Below are 16,001 nucleotides of genomic sequence, written 5' to 3'. Positions count from 1 at the left end.
AGTGTTAAATATTTTCAAATATGATCCTAGAAAGGAAGACAACATGAAAAAGCTAATGATTATTCTATTTTTGCTGTCACTTGTCCTCACAACACCAGCAGCAGTAAGTGCAAAAAGCTCCACCTTCAAGGATGTATCTCCAAACAAACATTCATGGGCTTTAGACTCTATCGACTTTATGACTAAGAAAGGAATTATTAAAGGATACGCTAATGGCACGTTCAAACCCGACAGTCCTGTAACCAAAGCAGAATTTATTACGATGTTCTCTCAATTGTTCAATAAATACATAACCAATGCCGATACTCCCACTCGAAAGTTTATAGATGTTCCTGCCAGTCACTGGGCTTATAGTTCTACTTCCAAAGTGCTTTCCGAATATACATATTCAACATATGCGATCAAGAAGGGCAAGAATTACTTCTACCCTGATAACAAGCTTAATCGCATCGGTGTGGCAAACCTGCTTCCATTTTTATACGAAGAGATTAGAGATAATCAAGAGGTCTATGACATTCTCTATGCAATGAAAGATATCCCCAAACGCGAATACAAAGATGAATTGTTGGATGATGGACGGTACAACGAAGAGATTGATCGAACCAACAAGGTGTTCCCTTTGCTTTTTGAAGGCTTGGAATTAAGCGATGATCACTCGGCTTTAGTTGGAACAAGACTGGCAGGCTTGCAAAAGTACGGGATTATGACAACAAATGCCAATGACATGTTCAACCCTAAACAAAACATTACCAGAGCCGAGGCTGCTACCATCCTCCACAGACTTTATCTCGTTTTGGAAGCAGACGGCAAATTAAAAAGATATTCGAGCAAATAAGCAATACAAAATACTCTGTACACCCGATGACTGTTTTGGGGTACAGAGTATTTTAATGAACGAGCGTATTTGTATAGATTACGTCTCCACTGTGGTTCGTTCCGGAAACTTGCCGCCTTCTCTGAATAAACATCGCACCAGCCACTGAGCCGCACGATTAAAAAAGAAACTTGGACTAACCCCGTCCACCTGAACAGGCTCCAGTTCTTTCACACTTTCCTTGATTTTGTTCATTTCAATAAGGCCCATCTTCCGCTCATCCGGTCCGAATCGATAAATAACCTTTTCCTCGTCTTCCGCCTGTTTTACCAGAAAAATCATTGACGCCATACAGGTTACCCCCTATCGTTACTTGTGAGATTCCAATGCTTCCCTTTATAATTATTACCCACAATACCAGGATTGGATATAGGCCTTTGGTTCATTAGCCTAATCCAAACATCCCAATTTTCTCATGAAGGAATGGGGCCCTTTAGGCCCCATTTTCATCACAGCGGCTGTAATCACACCCTCTGCTCCCGAGCAACAACAGTAGCCGACAGATATTTAAAATTGTTATTAATTCGTTGATATAAGAAGTTAATCACATGATTTTGTTGCATTTTTTTCCAAATTCACAAGCCAGGGAAAACGTTCCTTATGCGTATATACTTCTCTGGCGTTCACAATGGAAGGAATCACATCCTCCCCCTTATAAAATACTCTGCCCGCTACCTTCTCAATAGGTACATGATAGGAAATACGCAAGGCTCGCATCAGTACGGGCTCCAGCAGCATGACGTAATAATTGATCTGCTTCATCTCCGCGTAGTGCACGATTGCCGATAATAAATCCGCAACATATCTCCCCCGAAAGGTGGACAAAATAGCCAGTTTATCAATCTCTGCAACGCGGCTCACGTCCTCCTTAATCAAGGGATGCTCCCAAAATGGACCAATTTCGTTAATAAGACTTTCAGGGGTATACGGTTTGATCTCAATCGAGCCGACATAATGGCCTTCCTCTGTAATCACCACGTATCTTTCCAGAAACTTCTCTGAAAACTCAAGTTCAAATCCCTTTTCGGTCCACACCGTTGTCCAGATTCCATTGAACATCGCATACTCCAATTCATTTTCCACACTTTTAAACATTCGCTTCGCTTCCTTTCCAAGTCGGTTATATTGAAATCCCGCCAATGTATGGGTGCATACAAAAGCTGAGATTTAGAAGAAAATACCGACTTTAACTGCAATAAACAAGGAAAAAAAGCGACAATAAAAGCGTTTATTTGTTTAAAAGCAAACAGCAAAAAAAGGGATATCAAATGAATGAATCATCATCCATAAGATATCCCCGTTCAGGCCTCTATATAATTTGAACCAAAGAATTTACACAAGCCACTCCGATGACAGAATATACATCCAATCGTATTTCTACATTCATTTTCCCGGTCATCCTGCACCCATAACATGGCTTACAACCGGGGATCGACGCGTTCCGATTCAAGGGAAAGTGCAGCGAGTACACATTCATGAATCCGCTCGATGGATTCGCCACGTACAAAACGTTCGACTCCTTCCATGCCAAGAGCACTTTCAAGCAGTGCATGTCTCTCCTTTTTGGACGTTTTGCGTTTGCGAAGTCGAGATATATGCTCCGGAGCCAAATAATCCATGCCGTAGATGATATGCAAATATGCACGTCCTCTAACTTTCAGAGCAGGCTGTATCATTCTGCCACCGTTCCAGCTGCGGAACGTCTCAGGTTTGATCACAATGCCCTCATGCCCCTCAGCTGTAATGTCCTCCCACCAACGAATAATCTCTTCATCATCTGCTTCATTCTCGATGACACGATATTCTGTTTCTATGATGAGCGCACACATTTGAGCCAGCTCACGGTTCTGTTCCATATGCCACTCATGTGTCTTCTCCCAGAACGTTCCTGTGCTATGAGCCAGTGTGTGGAATGGAGCAATGCTAATGTCACCAATATCGTTCACATCCCAGCAGTAATATTGAAATACATCCCGGAATGTCCGTGCATTCTCCAGCTTAACCTCCGTTTCTTGCAACCAGTCTGCAACATTGCGGCCTGCGTTCGCTGCCTCACGTATTTTGTCCTTCACCACACTGCGATCCATTAGCGCAGCTTCAGCGACATGGGCATATTGAGAGGCAATAAGCTCCCGTGCTTTCAGATTCCAGGGTACAATCTCGGCATCCAGCAAAACAAACTCCGTCTGATGTCGGTCAAAATAACCGCCTGCGATCAAGTCTGCGTGTAATCTTGCGAGCACCTCTTGTTCGGTAGTGGGGTCAAAAAAGGCTCTGCCTGTACGAGTCACGATGCTGCCCAGCAGCGGGCGGCCCACTCGCTGAATCGCAGCCTGCTCGTCGCGGAACAGGAGGAGCACAGCCCGGCTGCCCATATGTTTTTTCTCCGCAACCATCCGGGTCACGCCCTGTGAACGATAATAACGGAATGCATCCTGCGGATGCTCCATGTACCCTTCTACAGAACATTCTCCTGGCGGCGGGCTCATCGTTGGCGGGATATAGACCAGTTCCTCCAAGGGCACCGTATAATGTGAAAATGTATCCAGCGCCGTCTGCGCGAGCTCTCCCTGTACAGTTACGTTTAGCCGTGATTCCGTCTGAACAGTAAATCCATCCTTAAACTTGCGAATGTTTGGCGGTGCGAAGCGCTGCTGCTCCCAGCGTTTCAATGGACTATCTGCATCCCTAGCATAATCCTGCTTCGCCTTTACGCTAACCGATTCACGTTCCGGCATTCTCCAAGCTGTCAGCATACCGCCAAATACAACACCCTGATCAATATTGACCGTATCATTCACGATCATAGGATATGGCCTTGGATCATGCCCCCAGACGATGCATTCGCCAGAGTTGTGATCTACGTACCAATCCTTGCGCACCGGCCGCCCCTTCTCATCCGTACCTTCTACATCCCCATACCGACAGTAATCCTGAATACGCCTGGACTGCTTCCCGATAAAATGATCCCGAATCCCGGCATGAGCGACGACGACCTGTCTTACGCCATTCCGTGTAAACACCAGATGCGACGGCGCTTCCAGCAGAAAATGCTTTAATGACTCCCTTACTTGCTTGGCTGCAGCGCTGCCTTGTACTTGTTCAAGCTGAAGCAATTCAGCCTCGACTCGTTCATCGCCATGACTTAATGTGACGTCACGCCCGTCCAGATAACGCGCAATCTTCCAGCCGTGATTACTGTCAACCATATAAGCAAGACGAGCGGCACAATGCTGCTGCCAGAAAAGCAAACACTTCAAGGATTCCGGCCCGCGACTGCTTACATCTCCGACAGAAACGAGCTTGCGTCCCTCGGGATGGCGCAGCATGCCATCTCCTTGCTCATCCACGTACCCCAGACGATGGATGAGCTCCAGCATCTCTTCATAACAGCCGTGGATATCACCAATAATATCAATGCCTGTGCCCATATCGATCATTAACGGATTTGCTGTACGGACAAAGGATACCGGGTAAGGATGCTTCAGAATGTGGCTTGCATCAAAGCCTTCATCACGAATGGAACGAAGCGTACGTCTGAACTGCTGTACCTGCTGTTTTACCCGCTGACGTCCTCTCGGATGTTTGCGCTGATCATCGCGCTCAAGCAGCACCTGCTCTGGCACATCCAATACAACCGCAATGACTGGCACATGGGCCTTGCGAGCGAGTTGAATCCACCGCTCCCGATCCTCTGGATACAGATGTGTTGCATCCACCCAGGTGAGCTTGTTCAGGCGACAGCGAGTTGCAATTATGGCTTCCATAGCTTCAAATGCCTTCGCTGATACCTGCTGATACTCCGCATATATCACATCCGCTTCACTGCGAGCACGATGCTTCCATTCTATATATTCGTCGTCACCTACCAGCATGCGAAACTGATCGGACGAGACAATCTCTGTTGAACGAATGACCTCTTCAGCTACGAGCCTTTCCAGCATAGTGCTTTTGCCGCTGTTGGACGGACCAACCAGCACAACAATCCCTGCATAAGGCAGATGAATCTCCCGATGTCTGCCCTGGTCTCTGTCCTGCTCTCTGTTCTGCTGCCTTTCGGCTGTCCTGCTATCTGAATTCCGCTTCCTTTGTTCTGATGTAGCCTGTGAATGCTCGTCATTGTTTGCACCCGTTTGCTCGTCTCGTCTCATGCTTGTTCCTCCTTTCTCCGTGAGAACTTCACGAGCTGTGTCGGTTGGCCGAATCCTTCCTTATGCTCACCGATTCCACTGATCTCATAAGCATAATCGCCCTTCTGCGCCCACTGTGCGCAGCGAATGCTGAATTGCTCACGTGTCCATTCAAAGCGGTGATCCTGGTGGCGCAGCTGCTCCTGCTCCATCTCATATACTTCGTTGTATTTCTTGTTTGGTGTAGTAACCAGCAGCACCTCAGGTCGATATTCATTCAGGATTGTATCCATAATGCGGTCCAGGCGATATTCCTCAACGTGCTCAATCACTTCACACAGAATCATGACATCCATATGCTGCATCTGCTCGTCAAAATAAAACAGGGAACCGAGCATCACCTCTGGCACAGCCTTGACTCCGGCCCGATCCTGCAGCCTGGCAAACCGTTCCTTGGCCCGCAGACGTGACTGGCCTGAAGGCTCAACCGCGGCAATCATTTCTACGCCCGGAATGTAAGCAAGTCGTGCAGAAAGCTTGCCTTCCCCAGCCCCCATATCAACAATGCGGCGTTTGTTCGGCAGGGAGGCTACAATATCTGTGATGGCTCGGTAACGGAGCTCATTTAACCGTACAGGTGCTGTGTCAGGCGAAAGTGCTCCTGTATCTGTATCTGTATCTGCTTTCGTATCTGAGACCTTGTCTTCACCTGCACCGTCATGCCCAAGCGTTTCTGATTCCGAATTCAATCGTTTTTCCCTGTTGCCATCCGCCACTCCCGCCTGTGCAGTTCCTGCGTCTTCAAAAGTCAACGTCCCATGCTTACGCTCATATGTGCGAATCAATTCGGCAAAATGAAGCGTGCGTCTAACGATAAGCTCCTTGAGCGGATGCGTGTCTAACCAACCTTCGCCATAACGTTTAATTTTATCAATCTCATCCTCACTGATGAAATAATGCTTGTAGTTATCCAATACCGGAATCAGCAGAAACAGCTGACGCAGAGCCTGTTGTATCGTTTGATTACCACGCAGTGTGATGTGACGAACCGTGCTTCTGTTTTTCAGGTCAAAAGAATACGCAGACTCTCCGCGCTCCATCGCAACGTCATACCCCAGAGCCGAGAACAGCTCCTCCACCATACGATCGGGCAGATCAGAAGCTACCGGGCCAAATGTCAGCTCCAGTTCAAACACATGATCCACCCACTGCGTATAGTCTTCCTTCGGCTTGCCATTCAAAGCGGTTCCCAGAGCCGAACGTATATAAGAGCAAAACAGACTGCTGGTCACAAATTCCCGGTCATTAATATACTGCGTAATGTCGTATCCATCCGGCGTACCTCTGACCAGATCAACCGGGTCGGGCTCGGCGTGAATCAATACCTCTGTCTCTTGCTCCTCAGCCTTGGTGTATACCATGCGTACACGTACACCCTTGTCTGTTCGGTCATACAAGTTATTCGGATTTTTGGCGAGCAAATGGGATACTTGGCCTGCGCCCTCCCCGCTCGCTTTTATGATCAGATGCATGTTTACCAAACCTCCTGTACAGCCGTGCGAAAAATGAAATTCAATGTTCCCACTTCTACCGATTCCTGACCTGACATTTCCACAGCAAGCTGCTCTACATGTGCAATCTGAACTGTCAGATATGCTTGAATGGCTGGAAGCTGCGGCTCCAGGTCCATCTCATCTCCGGCCTTTTTCCTTCTTAACAGCTCATGAATCTCAGCATACAGTGGTGTGTCCACAGGGATCAGAGCCTCTACCAGCTCCTCAAACTCCATTGGCGGCATGCTCTCATACCGTTCGATCCAGCCGCAAGCCAGCACGGGCCGGAGCACATAAAAGTATTTCTTGATCTTCACCTGTTCGCCCTGCAAGTAATCCCGATAATTACCCTTGGCCATGTTCAGATAATGATACATACACGACTTCGGTGAAAATGTCAGCGGAGACAACGCCCGAATCTGTTCTGCCACGTTATATCGCTCATCATATTGAATCGGAGACTGCAGCCACTCCAGCAGCGGCGGGTTGGACTTGCGGAACAGCTTCAGCGCCTTGCGTATATCCCATCCGTTGATATCCAGCTGGTCGTTGATTGGTCGTTCAATGACATCCCGCTGATCTTCAATCGACAGATACCATTCAAGGGGCCTGACATAGATAAAACGCACATCGTAATCACTATCCTGTGAAGGAAATCCCCACGCACGGCTGCCTGACTCACAAGCGTATACAATGCGAACCTGCTCCTCCTGTTCAATCTGTGCGAGCTGTTTCGCAATGATTTCTCTCATCCTTTGATCTACACCTGTCATGCCTGCTCTCCTCCTTCTCTTTCCCATATCCCAAACTCTCTATTTTATAACGGCATTTCCCGCACTCGCTTCGCAATGGTCTCATATCCAGTTACGGTCTCGGCAATATAGGTCAACACGGTTTCACTCCAGCCATAGATATAAAAGGTCTGACCATCACGCGGCGGAACCATGGCTTGCCGGTAAGGGCTAATATCTACAATAAATGCCTGGAGCTCCGGATTCATCAGGCGTCGATAACGTTCAAGCTCTGCGTAGAATGGACTGCCTTCATTCTGCTGCTCATCTGTAATCATAATGATGCGGTCTACCCTTTCCTCAGCCTCACGCAGCTCTCGTACAGGTCGTCCGGTGTCGGTTCCGCCTTTCGCCTGAATCCGGTACGCCTGAGCAAGGATGCCCTCATCCAGCTGGGGACGGGCATCCTCAACCTGATGATCAAATAACCAGAACAGCGAATTGCCCTTGGTTTGTTTGTAAAGCGCCAGCGCGAGCACCGAACCGATGCGTAAATAATCTCCCTGCATGGAGCCCGAGCGATCGAGGAAAATGGCTGTTCTACCCGGAAGCGGCGGCAGATTGTGAATCGACATCTCTACTGCCTGCTGCAAAGCTTCCCGCAGTCCCGCACGCTGTACCATCTCGTAAGCTTTGACAAAGCGAAAAGGTAAAATACGCGATTGACGCAGTGCTTCAATATCGGTTAAACGGCGTGTGACGTAATCGACATTTTTCTTTTTTTCAAAAACACCCGCACGATCCATTGCATTCAGATGGCGCAGCAGCGCAAACATTGGCATCTGGAGCATCAACGCTTCCCATACAGAACGTGTCGGCTGAAGAATAGAAGTCACAACGGAATACGGCAGCTTGCCTTTCTCAATCTGATGCAGCTGACTGGCCGGGTTACGTGTCTTTTTCAGCTTGTGCAGCGCCTGGAGTTGAGGCAGTTGTGTCAGATCCGTCTCATGTCCGCGCAGATAACGGAACAAGGCTTGTCGCTTTTCATCCTTTGGTTTGGGATGTGCGGTGGCGACCATATCACCCAGACTGTACCCGCGCCCGCGTCCATTATACTTGATCACCCAATATTCACTGATTTCATTCAGAAAGTGACTGACCTGCCGCTTCACTGCACGCCCGCCCTGTCCGCGCCCGCTTCCTCTCAGAATGGTCAGAAAGTCCGCCAGATCGGCAGGTGTCTTCACCACATGCGAGAACACCTGCGCGAACGGCTCCGCAGCGATCCTGGACAATACCGCCAGGCCATACAGCGACTGCAAACGCATGAAGCCTTCGTTCCGGGCATACACCAGCGCCCGCGCCATAAAATCTGCATCCAGCTCTGCCATCTCCTGATGACTGCTTGCCGCTTCCTGCATCAGCAGCTGTTCATCGGCATAAAACGTATTATTCATCGTGTTTGTCATCAGCATCTGAATATATTGTTCCTCTACCAGCCGCACATAGGCCTCATATCCGTCATGATTGGATACGGCTCGCTGATGTGAATCAAATAATGATTTTGCTCTGCTCATCACACAACACCTCCCTGTATGAGACTTCTCTCCAGCTTTATCTCTTGCAATATTTCAGTTCAATACGCTTCAAACGCTATAGTCAATGGGTTAGATTTAATGCAAAGATTCCGAGGAAAAAGGGGTGAAGGTTTTACCTGCTCTACCGCTGAGCTACACCGCCATGAACGGCGGCGATTGGATTCGAACCAATGACCTGGCCGATTAACAGTCGAAGTAACCCTCCCGGGCGCCTCGGAATTCGGATCAGCCGGGCTTCTTGACCGCCCCGCTTCACCTCCTTATTATGCTTCACACCGTCATACACGAACATGGTGAAAGTATGGCGAATTGCAATGCATTAGTGCAACTTTGCTATGAAAGCTTGCGTTTATCCTGATACAATTAAAGAATCACAGTCCAACCGGGAGTGAAATCCATGGCTAAAGAAAGCTTTGATAAAGAAATTCAGTTCCTGCGTATGCTGTCTCTGACCAGCGGCGCATATAATCGCAAGCAGTATGCCAAGCGACTTGGCATATCCGTACATACCTTTGATAAAACCCAGCGCAAGCTCAGAGATATTCATCAGAGCCTGACGGATCAGCCAGCAGCCCCGAATGTCGGGTCGGAACTGTCCGACCTTGTACGCTTTCAGTATGGCGAGTCTGCCGAGCCGCTGCTGCTCTTTCTTTTTCGCGCCAAATCTATGAAGGAAACCGAGATCGAACGTTTGTCCGTCATTTTACATACCCTTCAGGACGCTGCGCTGACCGCGATGGAATTGCTGGATGCCTGCTGCGCTGACCTGCCCGAGGAATTGGCCCTGCCGGATGAGAAGACCATACGCGCTGATCTGAAATACCTGGAGGATGTCGGTGTCATTCACAAAGAACCGGGCGGGCGGCCCTATCGCTATGCCTTGCAGCAGGATGTGCTGACACAGCTAACTCCGGAGGAGCAGCTGGAGCTGTACGATTTTGTTGATATCATGGCGAACACACAGGTTCCATCGGTACAGGGATATTTACTGCGGGATAGTCTGAAAAAAATCATTACACCTCATTTCCCGCAAGAAGAAGCAACTGAGCCATATATTTATAAATACCATTATTATTCGCGCATTCTGGACGAAGCCCATCTCTATCCGCTGCTAGGGGCCATTCGTCAGCGCAGACGTGTGCAGTTCCAATATTTTTCACCGAAGAAACCGTCCAGCTACAGCTCGCAAAATACGAATCCAAAGTTTGAACGCGAAGCGGGCGGAAGCTCCAACCGGATCATCCCGATTGAGGTGGTGTATGATCACCAGTATGGACGCTGGTATGTGATTGGCTATCAAAGCCGCCGGAGATTTGTAAAGTTCAGAATGGAGGGCATCACCCAGTTGGAGGAGCTTCACCCGATCGAAGAAGAGCATATGCAAGCGTTGAAAAAGGAATGGGCCGAAATCAGCCGCTACAGCTGGCTTGTCGATACAGGCCGCCCGGTCACGGTGCGAGCACGTTTTTTCCACCCGCAGGAGGGTGAGCGCAACTTTATTCTGGATCGAGTCCGGCTGCAAGGGCAGTGGGGAACGATTACGCCGGAGACGGATTATACCTTTCTCTATGAAATCCGGGTGAACGGCATTACGGAAATCAAGCCTTGGCTGCGCAGTTTCGGCTCCAGCTGTGAGATTCTGGCTCCGCTCAAGCTGCGTGAGGAAATGATTGAGGAATGGAAGGAGATTGCGGCATATTATGAACCTGTTCGAGAAGATGTTCAATTACCAGATGATGACGAGGCTGAATGAAACCGGGCTGTTCACCTGGACTACACAGGAACGGGCCTGGCTGCGCCTGATGATGAAACATCAGGCTGCACAGGAGGCGCTGCATCCGAATACGTGGGCAAAGCTGAACAACATGCTGCAAGACGAGCAGCACTTGGACGTGCAGGAGGACCTGACCGAGAAGGCCAAGAGTGAAGAACGCAGTGTATCTCACCCGCTGCTTAGACCGTTACGGCAGATGATACTGCAAGGTCAAGGCTTTCAGATGACAGGCCGCATTCGCCATGGGCGTACCAGCCAGGAGCAATTCGGTTTTCCGTATAAGCTTGAATATTCCATGGTCAAAAAGGAGTGGTATGTGCTCTGGTATGCCCCGCACTTTGCCAGATTAATGTCCACCAAGCTGCACAGCATCACAAAGCTGGAGCCCAGGTCCGTCAAACCCGAAGTAGCAGCTCGATATAAAGCAAGCATCGCCCTGTTAACCGAGAAACGTAAGACGACCATTACCGTTGAAGTGCTGCCAGCGTTTAATGCGGAGTTATCCCGTATTCTGTATGCCTTCTCCTGCTTTGAGAGACAGGTCGAATATAACGAAGAAAATCATGTGTATCGAATTGTGCTGACGGTGACGCGGAACGAGGTGGATTACGTGCTGTCCAAAATGCGCTTTCTCGGCAAACGGGTTCGCATCACAGACAGCGCTGCTCTGCGGGAACGAATGTCCGAAACAGCCGCCAAAGTGCTGGCTCGATACGCACGCTCCGAGTCGACCTATGTGGAGGAAACTGCGGCTGCACAAGCGGATAACCACTCCAAACCGATATAAGCCAAAAAAAGACGGAATGCTGACGATGCCAGCGATTATGTAGAACTGCTGCTGCTCGCAGCATTCCGTCTTTTGTTAATCGCATGTACGCCCATGACCACAGCAACCAATTCGTAGGTGTCCAGATATTCCGACTGGTTATCCAGTACAAATGCCCCGGAGCTGAACCAGCCGCTTGTACGGCGAAAGCTTGCAACAATACGTCCGGCTCTGTCCGTCACATCATATTCCTGAGAGAAGGCGGGAGCAGATACATCATAAATGCCGCGCGTGCCTGCATCGTATTCATATTTTTTGCTGAAAAAGCTGAATCTCGCTCTCAGTACACCCCGATGTGCTCCATCCGCTGCGGTTACATCCCACCGATTGGTTAACATGCGGAATTTACCGCTACAGACCAGCCCGGTTTCATCCGAGACATCGAGTGATGACCCAAATATACTTTTCAAATCCAGGTACCCTGCACGCTCCTGATCCGCATTCATAATTTCGGTATATCCGGCATTAAAAAAGTTATCTCTGAAGTACAATTGCATTGTTCCTGCTCCTTCCCATTCCCTTTATTTTCGAATCATGTTCCTTAAGGCCAAGCCTTCGTCGACATCAGTTATACCTTTATTTACGTATTCAAATTGGAACAGGACGCATATATTTATTAATCTCTAACATCTCCTCTACATGATTCCAATACAACGCAAAAAAGCAGATCCACAAGACCTGCTTCGTTTCGATCTTTTAAATTATCCCCTGCTGTCCCTGCCATGCCGCCAATGACTCATCATCATAAGATAAAGCTGATCCAACGGAAGACTAATACTGCTCTGAGCTATGCTGATCGTTGCATCGACCATATTGCTGTTAACCGTTATCAGCTTGCGCTTCATCCCGTTCTGGCGCTTCAGAAATGCTTTTTCGTCTCGCAACTTCACACCGATCATCTCTTGCCCCATCAACTCATACATAAATATATGTTCAATATCCTTCCAGGCGACTTCTCCGCCCGAAGTATAGGAGGAAGAATCAATAAACCCCTGCTCATGAATGACAAAGGAGGGTTCCTTCCGGATCATCCTGATCAGACTGTAACAGAAGCATATTCCAAAAAAAAGAATGGCTGCGAAGCCAATCACACTAGAAATGATTGAAGCACCCGGCTTAAAAGATTGGTCAAATATCAGAAAAAAACCTGCGCACACAAAAAGTGCTGCTCCTGCCGTAAGCCAAGCCATCCGTTTCCTGCTCGGATATTCCACATGCTGTTCATAAGGTGTATTCAAGCGTGACATCCCCCCTCTTGCGACTGAATAAATACGCAGATCAAAACAGGAATTGCATTGTACATTAAACCATTCGAGCTGCTCTTAAACATTTCCTTTCCATTTTTTTGTGCATGAAGAAAAAATATTATCCTTCCTCCGTTTAGCAGAAGCATCGTTGTTGTCCTCTACCTTTCTTTCCGTTAATATAAATGGAAAGCTTAGGAAATTATCCAATCTTTCAAGAAGAGCAGGAGGACATATGATGAACGGAAAACGCGCCATTACATCCGAAGATCTGTATCAGATTACATGGGTCAACGATCCGGTTCCGTCTCCACAGGGTGGGAAGCTGGTCTATGTTAGCCGGCAAACCAATGACCGACACGACGGTTATCGTTCTCACTTGCGGATGCTTGACCTCGGCAGTCAGAAAGACAAGCCCTTCACATTCGGAGAACAGGATCATTCCCCGGCCTGGTCACCGGATGGATCACAGCTTGCTTTTATACGCAAGTCTGAAGGGCAAGCTCAGGTATGGCTAATCGCTGCGGATGGCGGAGAGGCTCAGCAGATCAGTGAGCTGCAGCATGGGGTGAATTCTTTTCTATGGTCGCCAGATGGCAGCAGTCTGCTTGTTAAGTCTTCCGTGGACATCTCCCTCAAGCAGCAGATCAGCGCAACAGATTCCCGAGAGGACGACAGTGCGGAGAAGCTGCTTCCTCAAGAAATAATCGTTGACCGTATTCGCATGAAATCGGATGAGAGTGGGTTATGGAATGGCAGACGGGCTCATCTTTTTGTGATCGCCCCCGTAAGGGCAGAGGCTATTCCTGTAACATCCGGTCACTATGATATTGGAGATTATGCCTGGTCACCGGATGGTACACGCATTGCATGGATTACTCATATTCCCGCGGAAGACGAGCATCACAGTGATTTTTCTTTGACCAATCATGTGTATACTTCCAGACCCGACGGATCAGACATACAACAATTAACCCCTGAAGGGTATACATTCTATCGGCTATGTTTTGCACCTGATGCACAATCACTGGCCCTTCTTGCCAGCGATCGCACTTATGGAAACGCTACCCTTGCGAAGCTGTACACACTGCCTATCTCAGGTGGAGAGCCTGCATGTTTAAGTTCACATTGGGACGTGCAGTTGAGCCACAGCCTGGTGGGTGACATGCGCTCCCATCTCGTGCCTACTGGTCCGGTGTATTCACGAGACGGCTCATCTATTCTCTGTCTGGCCAGTATCCATGGCAGTGTACGCATTGCCAGGTTTCCATTAGATGGAGGCCATGCCGAGTATCTGTCACCTGATGAGTGTGAGGTCTACCAGTTTGCCGAACTGGAACAGGGACAGATTGTAGCCGCTGCAGCCGATACACAGCATCCTGGCGATCTGTATTTGTATAAAAGCCCGAATGATCCTGAAAGCAAGGCGGTCCGTCTTACCTTGAGTAATCCGCAGCTTGGGCAGGACATCTGGCTGTGTACACCGGAAACCTTCTGGTTCGATACCACGGATGGGCAGCGTGTGCAAGGATGGATTATGAAACCTCATGGTGTGGTGGACGGGGTCAAGGTCCCGACCATTCTTGAGATTCATGGCGGACCACATATGATGTACGGCTTCACATTTATGCATGAATTCCAGCTGCTGGTCGCACAAGGTTATGCTGTTGTATATATCAATCCACGCGGAGGGTTGGGGTACGGACAGCAATTTGTGAATGCATGTCGCGGAGATTATGGCGGCGGCGATTACCGCGACCTGATGGAAAGTGTAGATTACGCTGTATCCCGATATTCGTTTATCGATCCAGCCAGACTTGGTGTCACCGGTGGCAGCTACGGCGGCTTTATGACCAACTGGATCGTGGGACATACCCATCGTTTCAAAGCGGCTGTCACTCAACGTTCCATCTGCAACTGGCTGTCGTTCTACGGTGTCAGTGATATCGGGTATTTCTTCACGGAGGATCAGATTGGCGGTAATGCGTGGGACGATACCGAAAAGCTCTGGAAGCATTCGCCGCTCGCATATGTCGGCAACGTGCAGACACCACTGCTCATTCTCCATGGAGAACAGGATCTTCGCTGCCCGATCGAGCAGGCCGAGCAGTTATATGTTGCCTTGAAACGACGCAAGCAGACGACACGGCTCGTTCGTTTCCCGGGAGCTAACCATGAGCTATCTCGCGGCGGCCATCCGTATCTGAGAGTTCGACGGTTAGAGCATATCGTGGGCTGGTTTAATGAATACCTGTAGGGTTAGCCAATTATGACGGGTTAACCTGATCATACGAAAAGCCGTTTACCTGTAATCGCTCATGCTCACAGGCAAACGGCTTTTTCTATTTCATCAACTGGTTACTGGTTAAGGCAATCCGTATCGAGACTATTCCTCTCCCCAGATCACCGTAATTTCATTCAAATCCTTATTTTCCGAAGACACATTGCCTGTAATGGAAACAGCATATTTACCTTCCTCACGGCCGATAAAACTGAATTCGTCAGCCTGGATATCCTCACTCTTCTGGGTCAGATTTTTGGTCTGATAATAGTTTTTGTAGTCTGTGCCGATCGTTGTCAGACTTTCTTTGGTCGTGTAGGTGAGAGACACCTTCTTGTTGCCGTCCATGATGTTCTCAATCAGACTGGTTGCTTTGGCATCCTTTGGCAGTGGGAAATCCGCTGGCAGATATTTGGACTTCACTCCTGACACTTGTGTGTTTGTGCTTGTCGAAGGAGAAGTTGATTCACCACCACCCGCTGATGACGAGCCGCCTGAAGAACCGGAAGAACCGATGCTCACCTTATTCGCTTTGGCATCATACTTCACGTCGGTCTTCAACGCCTCGGCAATAGAACGAACCGGAAGATAGGTACTGCCTTGGTATGTAATCGGTGCAAGCTTCTTACCCTGATCACCTGTCGGTGTAAAGGCTTGTCCGTTGACTTCAATTGCAAGCCCATGGTTCAGGTAAGCCTTGATTGTTTCCAGCTTGCTTCCTGCGTACACACCCGCTGATCCTGTCAGCACCATGCCAAATACACTGGCTCCAATCAACCACTTTTTGTTCTTCATATTCAGATCGCCTCCAAGTCTTAATTCAAGGATACTATTCATCCCTGTAATTGCATGAATCCATATTTAGCATTCAAATAATTCACTTAACAGTGTACTTCATCCATAAATGCTGAATGCATAACTTGCTTGCATTTCACATTAGCCCTATCATAAGCACTGGATTAAACAGTGTAAACGTTATCTCGCCAA

General features: G+C 48.6%; 13 protein-coding genes and 1 tRNA gene. 4 read left to right on the top strand and 10 right to left on the bottom strand.

The window, feature by feature from the left end:
- Nucleotides 1-43: 43 nt before the first annotated feature.
- Nucleotides 44-835, top strand: coding sequence for an S-layer homology domain-containing protein (locus ACQSGY_RS16510; RefSeq protein ID WP_427052681.1), 792 nt, complete (start codon nucleotides 44-46; stop codon nucleotides 833-835).
- A gap of 78 nt (nucleotides 836-913) precedes the next feature.
- Here ACQSGY_RS16510 and ACQSGY_RS16505 read toward each other — a convergent pair whose 3' ends face one another.
- From ACQSGY_RS16505 to ACQSGY_RS16475, 7 genes are all read right to left on the bottom strand, one after another.
- The gene (locus ACQSGY_RS16505) at nucleotides 914-1,165 is read right to left on the bottom strand and encodes a hypothetical protein (RefSeq protein WP_111271607.1); all 252 of its coding nucleotides are present in this window, start codon (nucleotides 1,163-1,165) and stop codon (nucleotides 914-916) included.
- A gap of 249 nt (nucleotides 1,166-1,414) precedes the next feature.
- Nucleotides 1,415-1,969, bottom strand: coding sequence for a GNAT family N-acetyltransferase (locus tag ACQSGY_RS16500; RefSeq protein ID WP_427052680.1), 555 nt, complete (start codon nucleotides 1,967-1,969; stop codon nucleotides 1,415-1,417).
- Between the two features lie 323 nt (nucleotides 1,970-2,292).
- The gene (locus tag ACQSGY_RS16495) at nucleotides 2,293-5,025 is read right to left on the bottom strand and encodes a polynucleotide kinase-phosphatase (protein WP_427052679.1); all 2,733 of its coding nucleotides are present in this window, start codon (nucleotides 5,023-5,025) and stop codon (nucleotides 2,293-2,295) included.
- Nucleotides 5,022-6,536, bottom strand: a complete 1,515-nt coding sequence (locus ACQSGY_RS16490; protein WP_427052678.1) for a methyltransferase domain-containing protein — start codon at nucleotides 6,534-6,536, stop codon at nucleotides 5,022-5,024. The genes ACQSGY_RS16495 and ACQSGY_RS16490 overlap by 4 nt, the downstream gene beginning before the upstream one ends.
- Before the next feature lie 2 nt (nucleotides 6,537-6,538).
- Nucleotides 6,539-7,330 (bottom strand): nucleotidyltransferase domain-containing protein, encoded by a 792-nt coding sequence (locus tag ACQSGY_RS16485; protein WP_427052677.1) that lies wholly within the window; start codon nucleotides 7,328-7,330, stop codon nucleotides 6,539-6,541.
- A 44-nt stretch (nucleotides 7,331-7,374) separates the two neighbouring features.
- Nucleotides 7,375-8,868, bottom strand: coding sequence for a TROVE domain-containing protein (locus ACQSGY_RS16480; protein WP_427052676.1), 1,494 nt, complete (start codon nucleotides 8,866-8,868; stop codon nucleotides 7,375-7,377).
- Between the two features lie 168 nt (nucleotides 8,869-9,036).
- Nucleotides 9,037-9,136: transfer RNA gene (locus tag ACQSGY_RS16475), tRNA-OTHER, on the bottom strand.
- A 150-nt stretch (nucleotides 9,137-9,286) separates the two neighbouring features.
- Between ACQSGY_RS16475 and ACQSGY_RS16470 the strand changes: the two genes are divergently transcribed.
- Both ACQSGY_RS16470 and ACQSGY_RS16465 read left to right on the top strand, forming a co-directional pair.
- Nucleotides 9,287-10,642: a helix-turn-helix transcriptional regulator gene (locus ACQSGY_RS16470; protein WP_427052675.1), complete on the top strand. Its 1,356-nt coding sequence runs from the start codon at nucleotides 9,287-9,289 to the stop codon at nucleotides 10,640-10,642.
- Entirely contained in the window at nucleotides 10,590-11,450 is an 861-nt protein-coding gene (locus ACQSGY_RS16465) for a WYL domain-containing protein (RefSeq protein ID WP_427052674.1), read from the top strand. The genes ACQSGY_RS16470 and ACQSGY_RS16465 overlap by 53 nt, the downstream gene beginning before the upstream one ends.
- A gap of 35 nt (nucleotides 11,451-11,485) precedes the next feature.
- Here ACQSGY_RS16465 and ACQSGY_RS16460 read toward each other — a convergent pair whose 3' ends face one another.
- Together ACQSGY_RS16460 and ACQSGY_RS16455 are read right to left on the bottom strand one after the other, a co-directional pair.
- Complete coding sequence (locus ACQSGY_RS16460; RefSeq protein WP_427052673.1) at nucleotides 11,486-11,986, bottom strand: hypothetical protein; 501 nt, start codon at nucleotides 11,984-11,986, stop codon at nucleotides 11,486-11,488.
- 204 nt (nucleotides 11,987-12,190) lie between these two features.
- Nucleotides 12,191-12,727, bottom strand: coding sequence for an STM3941 family protein (locus ACQSGY_RS16455; RefSeq protein ID WP_427052672.1), 537 nt, complete (start codon nucleotides 12,725-12,727; stop codon nucleotides 12,191-12,193).
- Between the two features lie 241 nt (nucleotides 12,728-12,968).
- On the opposite strand from ACQSGY_RS16455, the gene ACQSGY_RS16450 reads away from it, so the two are divergent.
- On the top strand, nucleotides 12,969-14,990 hold the full coding sequence (locus ACQSGY_RS16450) for a S9 family peptidase (protein ID WP_427052671.1): 2,022 nt from the start codon (nucleotides 12,969-12,971) through the stop codon (nucleotides 14,988-14,990).
- Nucleotides 14,991-15,119: 129 nt separating this feature from the next.
- Here ACQSGY_RS16450 and ACQSGY_RS16445 read toward each other — a convergent pair whose 3' ends face one another.
- Nucleotides 15,120-15,809, bottom strand: coding sequence for a stalk domain-containing protein (locus ACQSGY_RS16445; RefSeq protein WP_427052670.1), 690 nt, complete (start codon nucleotides 15,807-15,809; stop codon nucleotides 15,120-15,122).
- Between the last annotated feature and the right edge of the window lie 192 nt (nucleotides 15,810-16,001).

Origin of the sequence: Paenibacillus sp. TC-CSREp1 (assembly GCF_050171015.1) — a bacterium.
Lineage (GTDB): Bacteria > Bacillota > Bacilli > Paenibacillales > Paenibacillaceae > Paenibacillus > Paenibacillus silvae.
This window is presented reverse-complemented; position numbering and strand designations above follow the sequence as displayed.